General features: G+C 48.9%; 20 protein-coding genes. 4 read left to right on the forward strand and 16 right to left on the reverse strand.

The genetic code is table 11. The features are described from left to right. Position 1: 1 nt before the first annotated feature. From thiL to glyA, 8 genes are all read right to left on the reverse strand, one after another. Positions 2–973 carry a thiamine-phosphate kinase gene (thiL, locus tag LRP49_RS20075; protein ID WP_274144357.1) on the reverse strand — a complete coding sequence of 324 codons (972 nt, stop codon included), beginning with the start codon at positions 971–973 and terminating at the stop codon, positions 2–4. Between the two features lie 72 nt (positions 974–1,045). After that, positions 1,046–1,519: a transcription antitermination factor NusB gene (gene nusB / locus LRP49_RS20080; protein WP_420791640.1), complete on the reverse strand. Its 474-nt coding sequence runs from the start codon at positions 1,517–1,519 to the stop codon at positions 1,046–1,048. Beyond that, entirely contained in the window at positions 1,513–1,983 is a 471-nt protein-coding gene (ribH, locus tag LRP49_RS20085) for a 6,7-dimethyl-8-ribityllumazine synthase (RefSeq protein ID WP_067420041.1), read from the reverse strand. Before ribH ends, nusB begins: the two co-directional genes overlap by 7 nt. A gap of 165 nt (positions 1,984–2,148) precedes the next feature. Then, complete coding sequence (gene ribBA, locus LRP49_RS20090; RefSeq protein ID WP_274144363.1) at positions 2,149–3,258, reverse strand: bifunctional 3,4-dihydroxy-2-butanone-4-phosphate synthase/GTP cyclohydrolase II; 1,110 nt, start codon at positions 3,256–3,258, stop codon at positions 2,149–2,151. Between the two features lie 39 nt (positions 3,259–3,297). After that, positions 3,298–3,960, reverse strand: coding sequence for a riboflavin synthase (locus LRP49_RS20095; protein WP_274144365.1), 663 nt, complete (start codon positions 3,958–3,960; stop codon positions 3,298–3,300). 16 nt (positions 3,961–3,976) lie between these two features. Beyond that, positions 3,977–5,089, reverse strand: coding sequence for a bifunctional diaminohydroxyphosphoribosylaminopyrimidine deaminase/5-amino-6-(5-phosphoribosylamino)uracil reductase RibD (ribD, locus tag LRP49_RS20100; protein WP_274144367.1), 1,113 nt, complete (start codon positions 5,087–5,089; stop codon positions 3,977–3,979). A gap of 8 nt (positions 5,090–5,097) precedes the next feature. Next, positions 5,098–5,547: a transcriptional regulator NrdR gene (gene nrdR, locus LRP49_RS20105; RefSeq protein ID WP_067420038.1), complete on the reverse strand. Its 450-nt coding sequence runs from the start codon at positions 5,545–5,547 to the stop codon at positions 5,098–5,100. A gap of 121 nt (positions 5,548–5,668) precedes the next feature. Then, complete coding sequence (gene glyA / locus LRP49_RS20110) at positions 5,669–6,919, reverse strand: serine hydroxymethyltransferase (protein WP_274144368.1); 1,251 nt, start codon at positions 6,917–6,919, stop codon at positions 5,669–5,671. A gap of 519 nt (positions 6,920–7,438) precedes the next feature. On the opposite strand from glyA, the gene LRP49_RS20115 reads away from it, so the two are divergent. Beyond that, positions 7,439–8,044, forward strand: a complete 606-nt coding sequence (locus LRP49_RS20115; RefSeq protein WP_078751130.1) for a DUF6198 family protein — start codon at positions 7,439–7,441, stop codon at positions 8,042–8,044. A gap of 55 nt (positions 8,045–8,099) precedes the next feature. On the opposite strand, the gene LRP49_RS20120 is transcribed toward LRP49_RS20115, so the two are convergent. From LRP49_RS20120 to LRP49_RS20130, 3 genes are all read right to left on the reverse strand, one after another. Continuing rightward, the gene (locus LRP49_RS20120; RefSeq protein ID WP_274144371.1) at positions 8,100–8,381 is read right to left on the reverse strand and encodes a tetrachloroethene dehalogenase; all 282 of its coding nucleotides are present in this window, start codon (positions 8,379–8,381) and stop codon (positions 8,100–8,102) included. Between the two features lie 2 nt (positions 8,382–8,383). Beyond that, positions 8,384–9,796 (reverse strand): reductive dehalogenase, encoded by a 1,413-nt coding sequence (locus LRP49_RS20125; protein ID WP_274144373.1) that lies wholly within the window; start codon positions 9,794–9,796, stop codon positions 8,384–8,386. 86 nt (positions 9,797–9,882) lie between these two features. Beyond that, positions 9,883–10,785: a LysR family transcriptional regulator gene (locus tag LRP49_RS20130; RefSeq protein WP_274144375.1), complete on the reverse strand. Its 903-nt coding sequence runs from the start codon at positions 10,783–10,785 to the stop codon at positions 9,883–9,885. Positions 10,786–11,013: 228 nt separating this feature from the next. On the opposite strand from LRP49_RS20130, the gene LRP49_RS20135 reads away from it, so the two are divergent. Next, a complete protein-coding gene (locus LRP49_RS20135; protein ID WP_274144377.1) occupies positions 11,014–12,207 on the forward strand; it encodes an FMN-binding protein in 1,194 nt (397 codons plus the stop codon). Continuing rightward, the gene (locus tag LRP49_RS20140; RefSeq protein ID WP_274144379.1) at positions 12,204–12,341 is read left to right on the forward strand and encodes a hypothetical protein; all 138 of its coding nucleotides are present in this window, start codon (positions 12,204–12,206) and stop codon (positions 12,339–12,341) included. The genes LRP49_RS20135 and LRP49_RS20140 overlap by 4 nt, the downstream gene beginning before the upstream one ends. Before the next feature lie 70 nt (positions 12,342–12,411). Here the strand turns inward: LRP49_RS20140 and fruA are convergent, their stop codons facing one another. The 3 genes from fruA to fruB are packed head-to-tail and all read right to left on the reverse strand — an operon-like array spanning position 12,412 to position 16,226. Continuing rightward, the gene (gene fruA / locus LRP49_RS20145) at positions 12,412–14,142 is read right to left on the reverse strand and encodes a PTS fructose transporter subunit IIBC (protein ID WP_274144381.1); all 1,731 of its coding nucleotides are present in this window, start codon (positions 14,140–14,142) and stop codon (positions 12,412–12,414) included. A 17-nt stretch (positions 14,143–14,159) separates the two neighbouring features. Beyond that, positions 14,160–15,107, reverse strand: a complete 948-nt coding sequence (pfkB, locus tag LRP49_RS20150; RefSeq protein WP_078751128.1) for a 1-phosphofructokinase — start codon at positions 15,105–15,107, stop codon at positions 14,160–14,162. Further along, positions 15,108–16,226: a fused PTS fructose transporter subunit IIA/HPr protein gene (gene fruB / locus LRP49_RS20155; RefSeq protein WP_274144383.1), complete on the reverse strand. Its 1,119-nt coding sequence runs from the start codon at positions 16,224–16,226 to the stop codon at positions 15,108–15,110. 272 nt (positions 16,227–16,498) lie between these two features. On the opposite strand from fruB, the gene cra reads away from it, so the two are divergent. Then, positions 16,499–17,479, forward strand: coding sequence for a catabolite repressor/activator (gene cra / locus LRP49_RS20160; RefSeq protein ID WP_274144385.1), 981 nt, complete (start codon positions 16,499–16,501; stop codon positions 17,477–17,479). 59 nt (positions 17,480–17,538) lie between these two features. On the opposite strand, the gene glnB is transcribed toward cra, so the two are convergent. Continuing rightward, entirely contained in the window at positions 17,539–17,877 is a 339-nt protein-coding gene (gene glnB / locus LRP49_RS20165) for a nitrogen regulatory protein P-II (RefSeq protein ID WP_274144387.1), read from the reverse strand. A 96-nt stretch (positions 17,878–17,973) separates the two neighbouring features. Continuing rightward, a complete protein-coding gene (locus LRP49_RS20170; RefSeq protein ID WP_274144389.1) occupies positions 17,974–18,408 on the reverse strand; it encodes a GNAT family N-acetyltransferase in 435 nt (144 codons plus the stop codon). Positions 18,409–18,440 lie beyond the last annotated feature (32 nt).

The following is an 18,440-nucleotide window of genomic DNA, read 5'->3' on the forward strand; positions in this document are numbered from 1 at the left end:
TTCACTCCGAAAAATGGTCCCAGCCGGACAAGGTCCAATCGACCGGTTTTTGCTTCCAGAGTACTTGTAGGCCATCACCATGACGGATCTGCCCAATACAAGTTACTGTGGTATTAGTGTGAGCTAGTGCTGCATCTAAAGCACCACGATGCGATTCTGGCACAGTAAAGCAAAGCTCGTATTCTTCGCCACTGCATAGTGCCAGCTTTGCCGCTTTTTCTGCATTTCCAACATAATCCAAAAGCGCATCTGACAGCGGAAGGTCTTCGGCATTGATCACTGCGCCCACCTGACTGGCTTTGAGGATGTGTTTTAGATCAGCAACAAGCCCATCAGAAATATCAAGAGCTGATGAAGCAATCTCACGGAGTGCTTGACCCGCTAGCACACGCGGCGTCGAATAGTAGTGTCGATTCAGCAGGGTGTTTTCCGAGTCAGATGATGGCTCATTGCCCTGAAGAATCACCTCTAATCCCGCAGCACTATCACCCAGATTCCCAGTAACGTAAAGCCAATCACCCGCTTTCGCACCATCACGGCGAATGGCTTTTCCTTTAGGGATAAATCCTTGCATCGTAATCGTGATGCTGAGTGGGCCTTTTGTGGTATCACCACCCACTAACTGAACCTGATAATACTCCGCCAACTTATAGAAACCGTCGCAAAAGCCTTTCAGCCATGCTTCATCTGGTGAAGGCAGCGTGAGCGCGAGTGAACACCAAGCTGGAATTGCACCCATTGCGGCGAGGTCGCTAAGATTTGATGCCAAGGCCTTATGCGCCACTTTGACAGGGTCAGCCTCTGGCAAGAAGTGATTACCCGCGACAAGTGTATCGGTGGTTACCACCAATTGACTGTTTGCCGGCACAGAGATGACGGCAGCATCGTCACCAATCCCCAACTCCACGTCTTTACGTGAAACGGGCTGCGTTTTGAAAAAATGGTTGATCAGGTCAAATTCATTGCCAGCCATTGTTTCCATCCAAGCTAAATTTGATAAGAAAAAGGCCAGCGAGGCTGGCCTTAAAATCTGTGAAGATTTCTATTATTTCTTTCTCAGGGTCGGTACTGCTTTATCAAGCACACCGTTCACGAACTTGTGACTGTCTTCTGCGCCAAAACGCTTCGCCAGTTCAATCGCTTCGTTGATTACCACTTTGAAAGGCACGTCTTCGCGCTTGCACATTTCATACATCGCCAGACGTAGAAGAGCGTGCTCCATCTCATCCAAGTCTTGGATAGGACGAGACAGGTAAGGACGCATTTTGCTGTCCAGCTCCTGATGATTCAAAACCACACCCGCGAACAGGTCACGGAAGTAATCTACGTCAGTTTCTGGCTGGCGCAAACGTGGCTCTTCAGCTTGATGCTCTTCTTCTTCGTAGTTGTCTGCAGCAAGGAATTGCGCTTCGATATCAGCAACATTACCTTTAGTCAGTTGCCACGAATAAATGGCTTGTAGTGCAAAATGACGCGCGTTGCGTCGTGCGGCTGGTTTCACGATAACCCCCGTTAGGATTCGATTTGGGACAGTACGTTTACCATTTCAAGCGCGCTCAGTGCAGCCTCTGCCCCTTTATTACCAGCCTTGGTTCCCGCGCGTTCGATGGCTTGTTCAATGGTATCTACAGTCAGAACACCAAATGCAACCGGAGTATCAAACTCCAGGGCAACTTGTGCCAGACCTTTGTTACATTCTCCAGCCACATAGTCAAAGTGTGGAGTACCGCCTCGGATCACTGATCCCAGAGCGATAATAGCGTCGTAACGTCCGCTTTTAGCAACACGTTGCGCAACCAATGGCAGCTCGTAAGCACCTGGGCAACGTACTACAGTGATATTGTCTTCGCTTACCTGACCCGTACGCTTCAGTGCGTCAATGGCACCATCCAGCAGGCTTTCATTAATGAAGCTGTTGAAGCGGGAGATAACAATTGCAACTTTCGCGTTAGGTGCGGCAAGTGCACCTTCGATTACCTTCATGGGCCTTCCTGTGACTTTTTTATCCGGATTGAGAAAACCGCCGGATTCTATCACACTTTTCTGCAAATCATCCAGCGGTTATACCTGTGAAACCAAGCGCGTATTCTGCTACAAGTTTCGATAAAAAAACGCAGCCTTGGCTGCGTTTAAGCCGTAAGCGACAAATTAGTCGCAAACGTATTCAACAACTTTCAAGCCAAATCCTGACAAGGCGTGATAACGCTTGCTGGTCGAAGACAGCAGACGCATGTCTGTGACACCCAGATCTGCAAGGATCTGAGAACCCACACCAACACGGCGACTCGTGCCCTGCCATTTCGCAGAGGCAGGCTTCTCGCCTTTGTCTTGTGCTTCAAACGTTCTTACTTTGTTGATGATAGATGCCGAAGACTCTTCTTTGCCAAGAATCACAAGTACGCCACCATCTGCGTTGATGCGTTTCATTGCGTCAGTCAACGTCCAGCTCCGCTCAGCAGAACGGTCTGAGTGCAGTAAATCCGTAAAAGTATCTTGAAGGTGAACACGCACTAATGTTGGCTGATTATTCACTTCGCCTTTACGCAGTGCATAGTGCACCTGATTATCAATCGTGTCGCGGTAGGTGATCAGGTCAAATTCGCCAAACTCTGTCGGTAATTTGCACTCAGCAACACGCTCAATTGTCGTTTCATTGTTATTGCGGTACTCAATCAGATCCGCAATGGTGCCCAATTTGATTCCGTGCTTTTCACCAAACACTTCAAGATCAGGTCTGCGCGCCATGGTGCCGTCTTCGTTAAGGATTTCAACGATAACACCGGCAGGAGAAAAGCCAGCCAAACGGGCCAGATCACAGCCAGCTTCTGTGTGACCAGCACGGGTAAGCACCCCGCCGTCTTGCGCCATTAAGGGGAAAATATGCCCCGGTTGAACCAAGTCAGCCGCTACCGCATTGGGTGCCACCGCAGCCTCAACCGTTCTTGCACGGTCAGCCGCCGAAATACCAGTTGTTACCCCTTCTGCTGCTTCAATCGAAACAGTAAAAGCGGTAGAGAACTGCGCATTGTTATCGCGAACCATTAAGGGCAAGCCGAGTCGCTGGCAGCGGTCTTTCGTCATGGTCAGGCAGATCAGACCTCGGCCATGGGTGGCCATAAAGTTAATGGCTTCCGGCGAGACCTTCTCAGCGGCGATAATCAAATCACCCTCGTTTTCACGGTCTTCGTCATCCATCAAGATGACCATTCTGCCTTGACGAATATCTTCAATGATTTCTGCTGCGCTGCTGATCGGCATGGTGCTATCCCTATAACGTCCTGTACGAATGCTCTGTGTTTATCTTAGAAAACCTGACTCGGCAAGCTTTGCCATGGTTAAACCACTTTTTCCGGCCTGATGAGCGGCTCGATCACCCATCATTAATCTTTCTAGGTAGCGGGCAATCACGTCCACTTCCAGATTCACCTGATGACCAACCTTAAAATCTTCGATCGTTGTTTCAAGTGCGGTATGAGGCACGATGGTCAGCTTGAAACGGTTACCGTCAACATCATTGATCGTCAGACTGATGCCATCAACGGTCACTGACCCTTTTTCTGCCAAGTACTTGGCCAGATTCGCGGGTGCTTCAAGCCAAAACTCAATCGCACGACCAGCTTGAGAGCGAGAAACGATGGTTGCGATCCCATCAACGTGACCTGACACCATGTGACCGCCAAAACGCGTAGTTGGCAACATGGCTTTTTCCAGATTCACTTTTTGACCCGCCTGATAATTAGCAAAGGCAGTTCGCTTCAATGTTTCGGTTGAAAGGTCAGCCACATAGCCATTCCCTGTCAACGCAACGACTGTCAGGCATACCCCGTTGGTCGCAATGCTGTCACCTAGCTTTACATCTGCCAGATCAAGTTTTCCACTTTCTACGGTTAGCGCAATGTCATTACCTTTAGGGGTAATTTTCTGAATTCGGCCAACCGCTTCAATAATTCCTGTAAACATACTTTATCGCTTCGATTTACTGCTTTTGCATGCGAAGACGCACGTCATTACCAATCTGGCAGACATCCGTCATTTCAAATGTCGGGACTTTGTTCATGGACGTCAGGCCGGTCATATTGACCAACGCTCGGCTGTCCGATCCCATTAATTTAGGTGCCTGATACACAATCAGCTCATCCACTAGCTCCGCGTCGAGCAAACTTCCTGCCAACGTGGCACCCGCTTCCACCCAAATGTGATTGATGCCTTGAGAAGCCAGCAACCGCAACGCGGCACAAAGGTCCAACCCATTTGAGCCTGTTGGCGTGACCATCACTTCCACGTTTTCATGGTCATAGCGAATGTTTGTATTGGCAGTTAAAACAAGCACGTCCCCCGCCAACGTAAACAACGCCATATCAGCACTTACCTTTCCATGGGTATCTAAAATAACGCGAACTGGCTGACGCAGGTTGTTTTGGCTGTATTCACTTTGCACGGTTTCTGGCAGCTGAGACCAACGCACATTGAGAGACGGATTATCATCCATAACCGTTTGACTGGTTGAGAGAATTGCACCAGCTTTAGCGCGAAAGCCTTGCACATCAGAGCGCGCTTCAGGGCCAGTAATCCACTTACTTTGGCCATTTGCCAGTGCCGTTCTGCCATCAATGCTCGCGGCCAGTTTAAGCTGAACAAAAGGCAGACCTGTTTTCATCACTTTGATAAATCCAGGGTTAAGTGCTTCTGCTTGTGCTTGCATTAAGCCGACATCCACTTGAATACCCGCATCTCGCAAACGTTGAATACCACGTCCCGCCACTTTGGGGTTTGGATCAACCATGGCACAAACGACACGACTCACGCCCGCCGCAATTAACGCATCTGCGCAAGGTGGCGTACGACCATAATGAGAACAAGGTTCAAGCGTCACATAAGCAGTCGCGCCTTGAGCACTGTCTCCCGCCGCACGAAGCGCATGCACTTCGGCATGTGGCTCACCAGCTCGAAAATGAAAACCGTCGCCAACAATGTCATCACCTTGGGTGATAACACAGCCTACATTCGGGTTTGGTGCAGTGGTATAAATGCCGCGTTCTGCCAGTTCAATGGCACGCAGCATCATTTGAGAATCAAAAATTGAAAACATGTAACCGCTTATTTTTCCAGGCGGGCGATTTCTTCACCGAAGTCTCGAATATCTTCGAAGCTGTGATAGACAGAGGCAAATCGAATGTATGCCACTTTATCCAGCTCTTTCAGCGCATCCATCACCAGGTTACCAACCATGGTAGATGAAACTTCACGTTCGCCAGTGGCACGAATCGTAGACTTGATAACATTGATCGCTTTTTCGATATCATCGGTACTGACTGGGCGTTTTTCCAGAGCTCGCTGAATCCCACCGCGCAATTTATCTTCGTTGAATGGCTCTCTGTTGCCATTGGTTTTGATGATACGCGGCATCACCAGCTCTGCAGTTTCAAACGTTGTATAACGCTCGCTACACGCCAAACACTGACGACGACGACGCACCTGATGGCCGTCAGCGACCAACCGTGAATCAATGACTTTGGTGTCATTCGCACCACAAAATGGACAGTGCATCTCGCCTCCTTAGATAGTTGCCGAACAGTGTAACCGATTTAGCCATAAGGGTAAGTGGTTAGTTGTGCGTTTTAGGTACAAAAAAAGCACCCGAAGGTGCTTTTTTTCAACAAAACATGACTTATGCGTAAACTGGAAGACGCTTACAAATTTCCAAAACTTTCGCTTTCGTCGCGTCGATCACTTCCTGGCTTTCGATGTTATCTAGAACATCACACATCCAGTTAGCCAGTTCTTTCGCATCATCTTGCGTGAAACCACGGCGAGTAATTGCTGGAGAACCAACACGGATACCCGAGGTTACAAACGGGCTACGTGGATCGTTTGGTACGCTGTTCTTGTTCACAGTGATGTTTGCTGCACCCAATGCGGCATCGGCTTCTTTACCTGTGATGTTCTTATCAATCAGGTCAACCAGGAACAGGTGGTTTTCCGTACCGTTAGATACAACTTTGTAGCCACGCTCTTGGAACTGAGCAACCATCGCTTTTGCGTTGTCGACAACGCGCTGCTGGTATGCTTTAAACTCTGGCTCCATCGCTTCTTTGAACGCGACCGCTTTTGCTGCGATAACGTGCATCAAAGGACCGCCCTGACCACCTGGGAATACAGCTGAATTCAGCTTCTTGTACATGTCTTCACCTGCATTCGACAGGATCAAACCACCACGTGGGCCAGCCAAGGTTTTATGGGTCGTCGTCGTTACAACGTGTGCATGTGGGATTGGCGTTGGGTAAACACCCGCTGCAATCAGGCCAGCAACGTGCGCCATATCAACAAACAGGTAAGCACCTGCTTTGTCCGCGATTTCACGCATACGCGCCCAATCAACGATTTGAGAGTAGGCTGAGAAACCACCGATAATCATTTTCGGGTTGTGCTCAAGTGCCAGCGATTCCATCTCGTCGTAGTTGATTTGGCCCGCTTCGTCGATACCGTAAGGAATAACGTTGTAATGCTTACCTGAGAAGTTTACCGGAGAACCGTGTGTCAGGTGGCCACCGTGCGCCAGACTCATACCCAGAACCGTATCGCCTGGATTCAACAGTGCCATGTACACTGCGCTGTTTGCTTGAGAACCAGAGTGAGGCTGAACGTTCGCATACTCACAACCAAACAGTTCACATGCGCGGTCAATCGCCAGAGCTTCCGCTTTGTCGACATACTCACAGCCACCGTAGTAACGCTTACCTGGGTAACCTTCTGCATATTTGTTCGTTAGCTGGGAACCTTGCGCTTCCATTACACGCGGGCTGGTGTAGTTTTCCGACGCGATAAGCTCAATGTGCTCTTCTTGACGTGCAGTTTCTTCCTGGATGGCTGCAAACAGCTCCGGATCATAATCAGCGATGTTCATGTCACGCTTTAGCATCTGTATCTCCTGACTCAGATTGTTCCCTAGGCTTTGTACCAAGTTGACCAGATATCTCGAAAATCAAGCCATCAGGTCAACCTGGTTTAACCTCAGATATAGTTACTTCTTGTCATACCGAAAACCCCAGAATCCATGCGGACGCAAACGTTTTCGTCATGACCATCCTCTTTGCTGCGATTCTACAAAATTTGTTGCGCAACAGGTAGTAGCAATCACATTTTTTTTGTTGTCGCGAACATGGTCATTTTTCATTCCAACCATGAATTGAATTCACGTTACTCCATATTTTCAGTAAAAATGCGGCTTTCATTGCAACGAAAATACGCTGTAAACCCGTTTTGTTTACAGTCCGTAACCCAGTGCTGACAGCAACGCATAAGCACTTTTATACGCTCTCTTTTCTCCGTAAACAAACCTCATTAAGATGCCCTGTTTTTTATTAGCCACTGCACCCGCTTGCGCCCCCCTCGCATTCAAAAACGACACGCAAACGTGCAGACCCTAGGAGCCCTTTCGTTGAACCTCAAACCTAAACACACCACGGTTGAAGATTTGATTGCCATTCTTTCCGGCACATTTATCGTGGCACAAGGCGTATTCTTCCTACAGCAAGCTGGCTTGTTGACTGGAGGAACCACAGGTCTCGCACTTTTAACGACTCAATTTGTCGACCTGTCTTTTGGTACCTTGTATTTCATGTTCAATATTCCTTTCTACATGATGGGCTGGGTGCGTTTTGGTAAACAGTTTGCCCTTCGCAGCATTTTTGCTGGCGGCATGGTGTCATTGATTGTTGACCACATTTCACACGTATTTACGATCAGTTGGCTATCGCCGGTTTACTGCGGATTCATTGGTGGTCTGTTGATGGGTGTCGGCATGCTGATGATTTTCCGTCACAACGCAAGCCTTGGCGGTTTCAACGTATTGGCGTTGTTCTGTCAGGACAAGTTCGGTATTCGTGCGGGCAATGTCCAAATGGCGGTTGATGTGGGTATTTTGCTGGCGTCGTTCTTCTTCGTCTCGCCATGGCTGCTGGCGTGTTCAGTGCTCGGTGCGTTTGTGCTGAACTTGGTGCTGACCATGAACCATCGTCCTGACCGCTATGTCGTGTGTTACTGATTCATTTAAGAATCTCCAGATAACGAAAAAGACCGCCAATGGCGGTCTTTTTGTATCACGCAGTTTTGCGCGTAGGAACGATCAACCGTTTCCAGACAAGGTTTAATAAAATCACGCCCGGCAGGCCAAAACAAACCAGCCCCATTGCACCTGATTGCGGCTCACCTTCTGCAAATGAGGCCCAAGACCAACCAATACATACCCAGAGAATAACAAAGACCGCAACCAACCCAAGATTTGCCAGCACGGTGATGTCATAGCGTTTTTTGATCTCTGCATACCACCACGCTGCACCGACTGTCATCATCCCCATCAGATACCACATTAATCCGATCATGATTACTTCTCCTTGTCCGATACCCAGAACTTCTCTACTGCTTTTTCTACTTCCATGTTGCCGTAGCCAAAGAGAATATCGGCTTCCGTCATCAGTTTATGGACAAAGCCAGAAGTCACGGTGTTCGAAGCATCAATCAGACGGTGATGCCAGAAGTCTGGCTTATTCCAAGGACAGGCTTTAATGCAGATAACACAGCCAATACCGTTGTCTCCCCAATACTTAAAGCACTTTTTCGCATCGTTATAGAATTTTTTGATACCTTTTTGGCCGTGCCACGCAATGTCGATGCGGTCACTACCGGGGTAAGTGGGAGCCATGGATGGCTTATCATCCATACTGATCGCATCAGACGGACATTGTTCTGCACAACGCTTGCAGTTTTCGCAAAATTCCATGATGCCAAAAGAACGTGGTTTGTCATATTCAACTACGTCGAGATCTGTATAGATCTTCGCTGTGCGAACGCGGCTACCAAAGTTAGGTACAATGAGCGTGCCATTGCGCGCACCTTCGCCCAACCCAGCAGCAATGCTGTAAGCAACGTTATTGCCAAGGTCGTTCCCTGAGGCAACAGCTTTGTAGCCAAGGCGACGAATAAAGTCCGCTAACTGACCGGCAACCAGCGACATCTCAGTATATTCGTTGTTGACTGACGCTGCGGATACCGCTGATGGCGCGGTTCGAATTGCTTCGTAATCCATTTCAAAAGCCAACACAATGACGGTCTTAGGTACAAATGGAAAATCATCGTCCCATGAATACTCAGTACTGGTAATAGGGTCAAAAATGGGTGAGTAATTCCAACGCGGATCATTGTGGGTAATGCCAACACGGTCGGCACCAAAAAGGCATGCCGCACGCTTGATATGCTGACTCGCATCTTCAGGGGAAGAGAACTGCCATTTTTCTGTCGCGAGGTTTAACTGATCCCAAGTGTGCTCACCCGTTGCCGGTGAACCAAACTTGCTTTTGGGAGCCAAATAGCGATCTAGAGGCCCAACAGCGGCATGACACAACGCCCAATCAATCTGTCGATAACCTAGCGTATTATTGTCCCATGCAGCCGGGTTTGGTTGTGAATGGGAAATCAGAGACTTCATGATGCTTGAGAAAGTAAAAACCGGGATCCCAAGTTCTTCTGCAAAGGCAGTATTTCGCTCTGGATATTGTTCTTGTAGTTTCTGAGAAATTGCGTAACTAAAGACTGAGTTTCTCTGATCAAACGGCGTCAGCACCGTATCATCAATTTCTACTGGAAAAGTATCGTGCGGTACACCATTTACGCGGTAGGATATAAATCCCCCCGCAGCACCAGCGGCTGCCACACCTGCACCAATAGCACTGAGCTTAAAGAACTTTCTCCGACCTTCGTTTTGTAGATCATCATTTGTAGACGGGTTTCTGCTTTCCATTTTTATCACCAAACTCGCTGAGATTAAGCGAGTCTACTGACGGTGTACGCATGAAAGCAGAGCAAAAATGCTATACCCCCTTCCCACTAAACAAATATTTGTTTATTCCCTTCCATGTGCTTTGTGAGCATTTCTAAAAACACCTTCGTCTTTTTAGGGAGATAATTTCTAGAATGGTAAATCACATAATACGGTTGTTCCATGCCGTACTTTCCACCAAAAAGACAGACAAGTTTCTTCTCACGCACCATCTTATCGGCCATTGTTTGAGGTACCCAGCAAACACCCACGCCCCTCACTGATAAGTCAAAGGTGGCTTTTATCGAGTCACAGGTAAAACTTCCACTGACTTTGACGGAGCATAGTTCATTTCCATCAGAGTATTGCCAGACATCTGCAGGCAAAATTCGGCTATCAAAACGCAAACAGTTATGCTTTTCCAATTCACTGGGATGTTTGGGCTCACCGTGTTGTAAAAGATACTCAGGAGATGCATAAAACCTGCGGCTAATCGTAAATATTCTTCTCGCAACCATATTGGGATCACGCGGAGGAAACAGGTAAAAGATCAAATCACCATCTTGCAGTTGTTCCATTTTGGATGGCTCAAAAGAGCGTGTGGTAATACGAATATTAGGAAATGACTTCATAAACTTAGGGAAAAAGTCATCCGACAGCAGCCTTGTGAAATATGGCATGCAATGCAGTGTAATATCGCCACTTGGCTCTTCACTGTACTCAGTCAAAAATGACTTCGCATTCTCATATTCTTCCACTATTTTCTTACTATGTAGGTAAAACTGCTTTCCTGGCTCGGTTAGGAATATTTCACGACAGGTTCGCTCAAACAAACGCACTTCCAGCACGTCTTCCATCTGTTTTATTTTGCGGCTGACCGTCGATTGTGGCAGATCGAGCACATTAGCAGCACCGGTAAAACTCAGTTGATCTGCCACCTGAACAAACAAAAACAAGTCTTCAATTTTCATGCTCTGTACTTCCTCGCCCAGCACATTGTTTTCGCATTACTGACGGCGAAGCACATTGTCAGGAAGTCCTACGTTACTTATTGATAAGCGTCAACATCTGAGCGTTTTTGCCGACCACACTCCACCAGACATAGCAAAACTGTGATACCCCTTATTCTTTCTAGCGGGTAACGCGTTTTGTGTTTCGATGCAAAAATGCCTCAACGGAGTTTTCCAATAAGTTGAGATATGAACAGAGCAAGACGCCCTTCGTCATCAAGAAAACTGGCGACGAAACTACTTGGCTACCTAAGCCTTGTCGCCTTAGTCGGAGCTTGGTGGTTTGGCTATACACAATCGACGCCCTTTACTGATGCGCTGCACACACACTTTCCTTCTGCAAAAATCACAGAAACCCCTTTAGAAAGCGGCTTTGATGTAAAAGGAGATGCCGAGATATACCGTGTCTATGCTGCAGAAGCGCAAGGATATGGCGGTCCGCTGAGTGTGGTATTCGCTTTGGATACCAACAACAAAGTCCGTCAGCTTGAGCTTCTCGATCATGTCGACACCCCCGGATACGTCGTTAACGTGTTAAATCAACGTTTCCTGAGTCGACTAGAGGGTAAAGTCATCACTGACGGCTTTGCCATCAACCATGATGTAGACGGGATATCTGGTGCCACCCTGACTGTCGTGGGAATAACCGATGCAGTGCGAAAAGCGGCGCATGAAGTAGCGACTGACCAACACCTGACAGCATCCGTCCTGCCTGTAGCGTGGAACATTGGCTTACCTGATTTCTTGATTGCCGTGCTGATAGCATTGGTACTTTTTGAGCGTCACTTGCCTGCGACGTTGCGTCAGTACCATCTGGTCACCGTAGGGGTTTTGTCTGTTGCTGTCGTCGGATACTGGGCGAACATGGCTCTGTCGGTCTCTTCCGTTTCGTCGTTCCTTTTAGGGTACTGGCCGGATCCGAGACAAAACCCAACCATTTATCTCATCCTCGGCACCGTCGTGGTTGGTATCTTGTGGTTGGGCAAAAACCTTTACTGCAGCCACCTTTGCCCGTTTCACCATATCCAGCGTTGGGCACACAAGCTAAGTGGAAATAATTGGCCTATTCCTGACGCGATTAAAAAACATAGCGTCGACATCATCAACGTTCTGCTTTGGATAAGCTTGATGTTGATTTTTCTTTCTCGTAACCCTGCCATCAGCGGCTATGAACCCTTCTCCATGCTGTTCTCCCTCGACGGTGTTGGCGTGCAATGGTACATACTGCCGTTGGCCCTGTTTGGTAGCTTCTTCGTGAAAGATTTCTGGTGTCGACTGCTATGCCCTTTAGGACGCGGCATCAACTACGCCGTTGCTAAACGCCAGTCGGTCAAAAAGATCCTAAGCAGTGAGTTGGACGCACCAAAAAGAAGGAAAGCATGATGCGTAAAAAGGCCACAGAGAAAAAAGCCACTTCGCCAATCACGAAATTGATTGCGACTGGCATGTACATCACCACGCTTTTCGTGATTGTTCTATTTTGGGTCAATAACGTTATGGAGCACTGGCTGAAATAGCATTGGCTGAAATAACACTCGCTGATAAAAAAGGCTCCCAGAGGGAGCCTTTTTAGATTGCTGCAGAAAATTATGCTTGTTGAGGAACCGCTTGTACGGTTTCACGCTGTTTCAGCACGGCATACAAGATACCTGTTACTGCCGTACCTGCCGCAATCGCTGCCAGGTACAGGAACACTGACGTAATGGCATTTGGAATGAACAGTACAAAGATACCGCCGTGCGGTGCCATCAGTTTTGCACCTACCAGCATTGATAAGGCACCTGTCAGCGCACCACCAGCCATACATGCTGGGATAACACGCATTGGGTCACGCGCCGCGAATGGGATGGCACCTTCTGAGATAAAGCACATACCCAGTACGAACGATGCTTTGCCCGCTTCACGCTCTTGCGCATTGAATTTGCTTCGCGCCAGCATGGTCGCCAAGCCCATACCCATCGCCGGTACCATACCTGCTGCCATGACTGCCGCCATTGGGGTGTACGTTTGAGAAGCCAGCAGACCCACGCCGAAGGTGTACGCCGCTTTGTTCACAGGACCACCCAAGTCGAAACACATCATGGCGCCCAGAATCACACCCAGCAGAACCGCGTTGGTTGAACCCATGCTGTTTAGGAACTCAGTCAGGCTGTTCATCACGCCAGCGACCGGACCGCCCACCACGAAAATCATGATAAGACCGGTGATCAAGCTCGCGACCAATGGAATGATCAGGATAGGTTTCAGCGCTGCCATAGAATCTGGCAGTTGCACTTTATCGGCGATGAATTTCGCGGTGTAACCCGCCAGGAAACCTGCCACGATACCACCTAAGAAGCCCGCACCCGTTGAGCTTGCCAGCATACCGCCGATAAGACCCGGAGCCAGACCCGGACGGTCCGCAATCGAGAAAGCGATAAAACCTGCGAGCACCGGAACCATCAGTGCAAACGCGCTGCCGCCGCCAATTTCCATCAGAGCTGCAGCCAAGGTGCCAGACTCTTTAAACGCTTCAATACCGAATACAAACGACAGCGCAATACACAAACCACCCGCCACAACCAGCGGCAGCATGTGAGACACGCCCGTCATCAAGTGCTTGTAGGCACCTGTACGCTCTTGCTTGTTGCTATCTGCTTTAGCACCACCATGCTTGTAAACTTCGGCTTCAGTAAAGGCTTTTGCCAGCTCTTCTTTGGTCTTTTTAAGAGCCGCACCCGTGCTGGTGCGGTATACACGCTTACCATCAAAGCGAGACATGTCCACTTCGATATCAGCACCGATGAACACCAAATCCGCCGCTGCAATTTCTTCTGCTGTCAGTTGGTTCTTTGCACCGACCGAGCCACGGGTTTCGATTTTCACCCACATGCCTTGTGTTTTCGCTTCTTCTTCCACCGCTTCTGCCGCCATGAAAGTGTGCGCCACACCTGTCGGGCATGCTGTGATACCGACAATGCGTTTTTGTGATGATGGAGCCTGAGCGTCTACCGAGGTTTCTTCAGCATGGGCATAGGTTTTCGCATTGGCTGCTGCGTCTGTCAAAAACTGCTTCGGATCAGCGAAACACGCATCCAATGACGCGAGATAAACTGACTTGCCGTTAAAGCGAGCCATGTCATTAGCAGCACCGACAACCACAATAACGTCGGCGGCATCAATGTCTGCCTGAGATGCTTTTTCGACGGTTTTCACCGTGTTTTGACATTCGATTGTCGCTTGCCAATTCATGGCTGACGCTGCTTTCTCCAGCACCCCAGCAGCAATAATGGTGTTCGCAATACCACTTGGGCATGATGTAACAATGATCGCTTTCATCTCTCTACCCTGTTCCTTTAATCTTGTTTTAGTTGTTTCACGATAATTTCGCGTTGAAGTGCTTCGACATGTGCAATGTCTTCAACGCCAACATTAACTTGCGTCACCGCCAGTGCTGACAGCGCGGTTGCAAAGCTCAGCGACACTTCGCGGTCCCATTGATTCAACTCGGCCCAACACATACCCGCTACCAGCGTGTCGCCAGCACCGACCGTGCTCACCACTTTCATACGTGGCGGCTGGCTTTGAAGCCACTTGCCATCGCGAAGCCAAAGTACGCCTTCGGCACCGCGAGAAATCACGACGTTATCAATGCCTGTTTCAGACAAACTCTCACCGGTCGCCAACAGCTCATCTTCACTTTCCAGAGCCTTACCGACCCATTGAGAAAGCTCTTCGTCATTTGGCTTTACTAACCAAGGCGAGGCTTTCAGGCCTGCCGTCAGTGCAGCATTGCTGCTGTCGAATAGCACTTTCTTGCCCTTCGCACGCAACATCTCAATCCAAGACGCCAGCATGGCTGGGCTTACACCGCCCGGCAGGCTGCCCGCAATCACGAAAAGGTCGTTCTCTTCCGCCAGCTCATTCAAGGTCGCTTCAAAGGCATCCAAGTCTTCATCACTCACGGTGACACCCGGGAAGTTAAGGTCGGTAACGCGACCTGACTCTTCAACCAATTTGACGTTGATGCGCGATGCGCCAGCGACGCGCACAAAGCGATCTGCGATGCCTTTTTGCTCAAACAGGTGGGCAAAGGGGTCTTGGTTCTCATCACCCAGAAAACCTGTCACTGTCACTTTTGCACCGAGTTCGGCCAGTACCTTGGCCACATTGACACCTTTACCGCCAGGATTAAGATTTGAAGAGCCAATCAAATTCACCAAGCCCGGCTTTAATTCACCCAACGCCCCCGTCATATCCAGAGCTGGGTTTAAAGTGACAGTTACTACACCACGAGTATTCATTTATCTGCCCTCGCCTAGACCGTCTGCGATAGCTTCTCCAATCGCATCCAACGCTTGCTGTGCGTCTGCGCCATCAGCTATAAACTCCAACTCATGGTCACGCTTCACACCCAAAGAGATCACTTTCATTAAGCTCTTCGCATTCACCTGCGCACCATCCGCACTCACGTTGGCCACCCAGATTTTTGAATCAAATTTCTTCGCCACATTCACCAACATCGCGCCCGGACGCGCGTGCAGTCCATGTGCATTTTTAATTTTGAAGACTTGAGAAATGCCCGCCTGACGCACGTCGGTCAGCACTTTAACCACAGCCTCAGGTGAATCAGTGAAAAGTTCAGACGCTTTACCATCAAACACCAAGCCAGTCAGGTTATTGAGCACCTCTACATGCTCAGCAGTCGACGCTGCGACAGCGATAAGGCCTTTCACCTCAGCACCATTGTTGCTAAATGCAGACTGTGCACTGATAAACGCGATTGCGGTTTGAGAGACAGCTTTGGAAGACGAGACCATCCAAAGGCCCTGCCCCAAATTGGTTGGTGTTTTCGCAACGAGATCGGCAACAAAGGCTTCGCCAACGGCACCTGCATTTTTTAGTTTCCCAGCACAGACTGCCGTCAGAGAAATCAAGTCTGAAGCAGGGAAGTTCAGCGTGATCACTGATTCGTCAAATAGCAGGCCCTTTTGGCTATCACCGTTCAGCACGGCCAGAATGTCATTTTCGCTGTTGGCATTTTTTAATGCTTCTTCGATACCATCAGCTGATAGCACGTGGGTCAGTTGTTTCAAGATGCCAAGATGTTCATCCGATTTAGCAGCAATACCAATCGCAAGGTAAACCGTGTTGCCGTTGCCCCAATCTACACCTTCCGCAAAGTGATGAATTTGCACACCGGTCTGGTTCACAAGGTGACGCGTAGTCGTGGTGCCATGTGGAATCGCAATGCCGTTACCTAGGTATGTCGAGTTCTGCGCTTCGCGCTCAAGCATACCTTCGCCATAACCTTCTGCGACCAAGCCCTTCTGAACCAAGTCTTCCGCGATACTGCGAATCGCATCTTGCTTATTTGACGCCTTCTTACCCAGAAGAATGTCGCGTTGCGTAAGTTCCAACATGTTGCTTACCTCTACTCGTCGCGCGGAATTTGTCATTAATCGAATCGCGCCATCATGCATTCAGTTCGCTGAACCGACTCACCACCCTATTCTCAAATGGGACTGAATCGTTTCAGCTTTAAATCCAAAAAACAGGTCTCACGCACAGTTTTACTCTTTGCTGAAACCTTTCAGCTACCGATACTGAATCCATTCAGCTTATAATGCAAAGAATCGATACGATCTTTTGCGCTTTTTTTGATCACGCGCACAGAGTAAAGGAACGGCAGGAAATGAAACTGGATGAAATCGCACGTTTAGCGGGTGTCTCGCGTACCACAGCAAGCTATGTGATTAATGGTAAGTCAGCCAAGTACCGGATCAGCGAACGCACTCAGCAAAAAGTCATGGCCGTGGTGGACAAATACAATTACCGTCCAGATCATGCAGCCAGTGCCCTGCGTGCTGGCACCAGTCGCTCTTTTGGGCTTGTGATTCCAGATCTGGAAAACACCAGTTACGCCAAAATTGCCAAGCTACTTGAGCGTGATGCACGACAGGCCGGATACCAGCTCATTATCAGTTGCTCTGATGACAATCCCGACACCGAAAAGCAAGTTGTAAACCTCTTGGTCAGCCGTAAGATAGATGCACTGATCGTCGCCTCGTCATTGCCAATGGATAACGACTTCTACCCTGCCATTCAAGCCTCTGGCACGCCCGTGATCGCGATTGACCGAGCATTGAATGACGAACACTTTGCCAGTGTGATCAGCGAAGATTTGGAAGGTGCCTTTTCGCTGACCAATAAGCTCGTCGAACTTGGCGCAAGGTCTCTAGGGCTTATCGGGGCTGTACCTGAGCTTGGGATTTCACGCGAGCGGGAGCAAGGCTTTTTGTCTGCAGCCCGAAAAAGCAATGCTAACACCCAAATCGCCTACGGTGATCATTTCAGTCAGAAAGAAGGCAGACGCATCATGGTTGAGTGGGCAAAACAGGGCAACTTGCCAGATGCGATCGTAACAACATCCTATGCCTTGTTCGAAGGTGTACTGGACGCCATCCTCGAATATCCTGAGATTGGCCGAACGGTGAAATTTGCGACTTTCGGGAATAACCGAACACTCGATTTCATACCCATGAAGGTTCAGTCCCTGCCACAACAGTTTGAACTTATCAGTGAGCACGCGCTTGAGTTAACCCTAAATGCGATTGCAGGTCGCTATCACAGTGGTGTTGAGGTCGTCCCCCGTAAACCGAATTGGCGCGTCTAAGTCTTCGTAAAAAAAATGCCTCCCGATTGGGAGGCATTTTTTTGAATAGTGTTTACGCGTTAGATAGCTTCTTCGTCTTCTTCACCGGTACGAATTCGAATCACGCGTTCAATATCAGTCACGAAGATCTTACCGTCACCGATTTTTCCAGTTTGTGCTGTTTCTACGATCGCATCGATACACTGCTCTGCAACGTCATCAGCCACAACGATTTCGAGTTTCACTTTAGGCAGGAAGTCCACCATGTACTCTGCGCCGCGGTAGAGCTCAGTGTGGCCTTTTTGACGACCAAAGCCTTTTACCTCAGACACCGTCATCCCTGTGATGCCAACTTCTGCCAGTGCTTCGCGAACATCGTCAAGTTTAAATGGCTTGATAATCGCTTCGATTTTTTTCATGTCATCTTCCCTTCAAATTTTTAAGCCGTCAGCTCAATACTTTAATTGTAACCCGATGAGATTCGGTATGCGCAGTTTCGCTGCACAAATTCATCGTTAAACTAATGATTTTCGCCATTGCGCAGGTTTCACATCACCACTGGCAAAAGGTGGCTCGTAACCTGAGGTAGTCAGCAGTGCCTGCATTGGCTTCCGGCCAATCACTGCGCCACATTCCACCTTTAACTCATAAGTAATGGTCGCAGCATAGGCTTCCAATGCATTAAGCAGTGACTTTCCAACCCCCTGCAATCGGGAGGCTTCATCTACCTCAAGCAGTGTCAGCGTTGCCTGCTCGACCATCACACCATTATGGCGTTTCGGGTGCTGTAACATCGCAACAGCTACGGCTTGGCCGTTTTTCTCCGCCACTAACATGGGGATTTCGCCGTCTTGCGACGCATCAGCAACTTGATTAATCGAAGGGAATTGCGCGTGAAGTGTGTCAGGCACCTGACCATTCGGAATGAGTGTAAAGCGGATTGCATCCATTGCATTTTCTCCTAAAGCCAACTGGCAACAAT

Source organism: Enterovibrio qingdaonensis (assembly GCF_028683135.1).
GTDB lineage: Bacteria > Pseudomonadota > Gammaproteobacteria > Enterobacterales > Vibrionaceae > Enterovibrio > Enterovibrio qingdaonensis.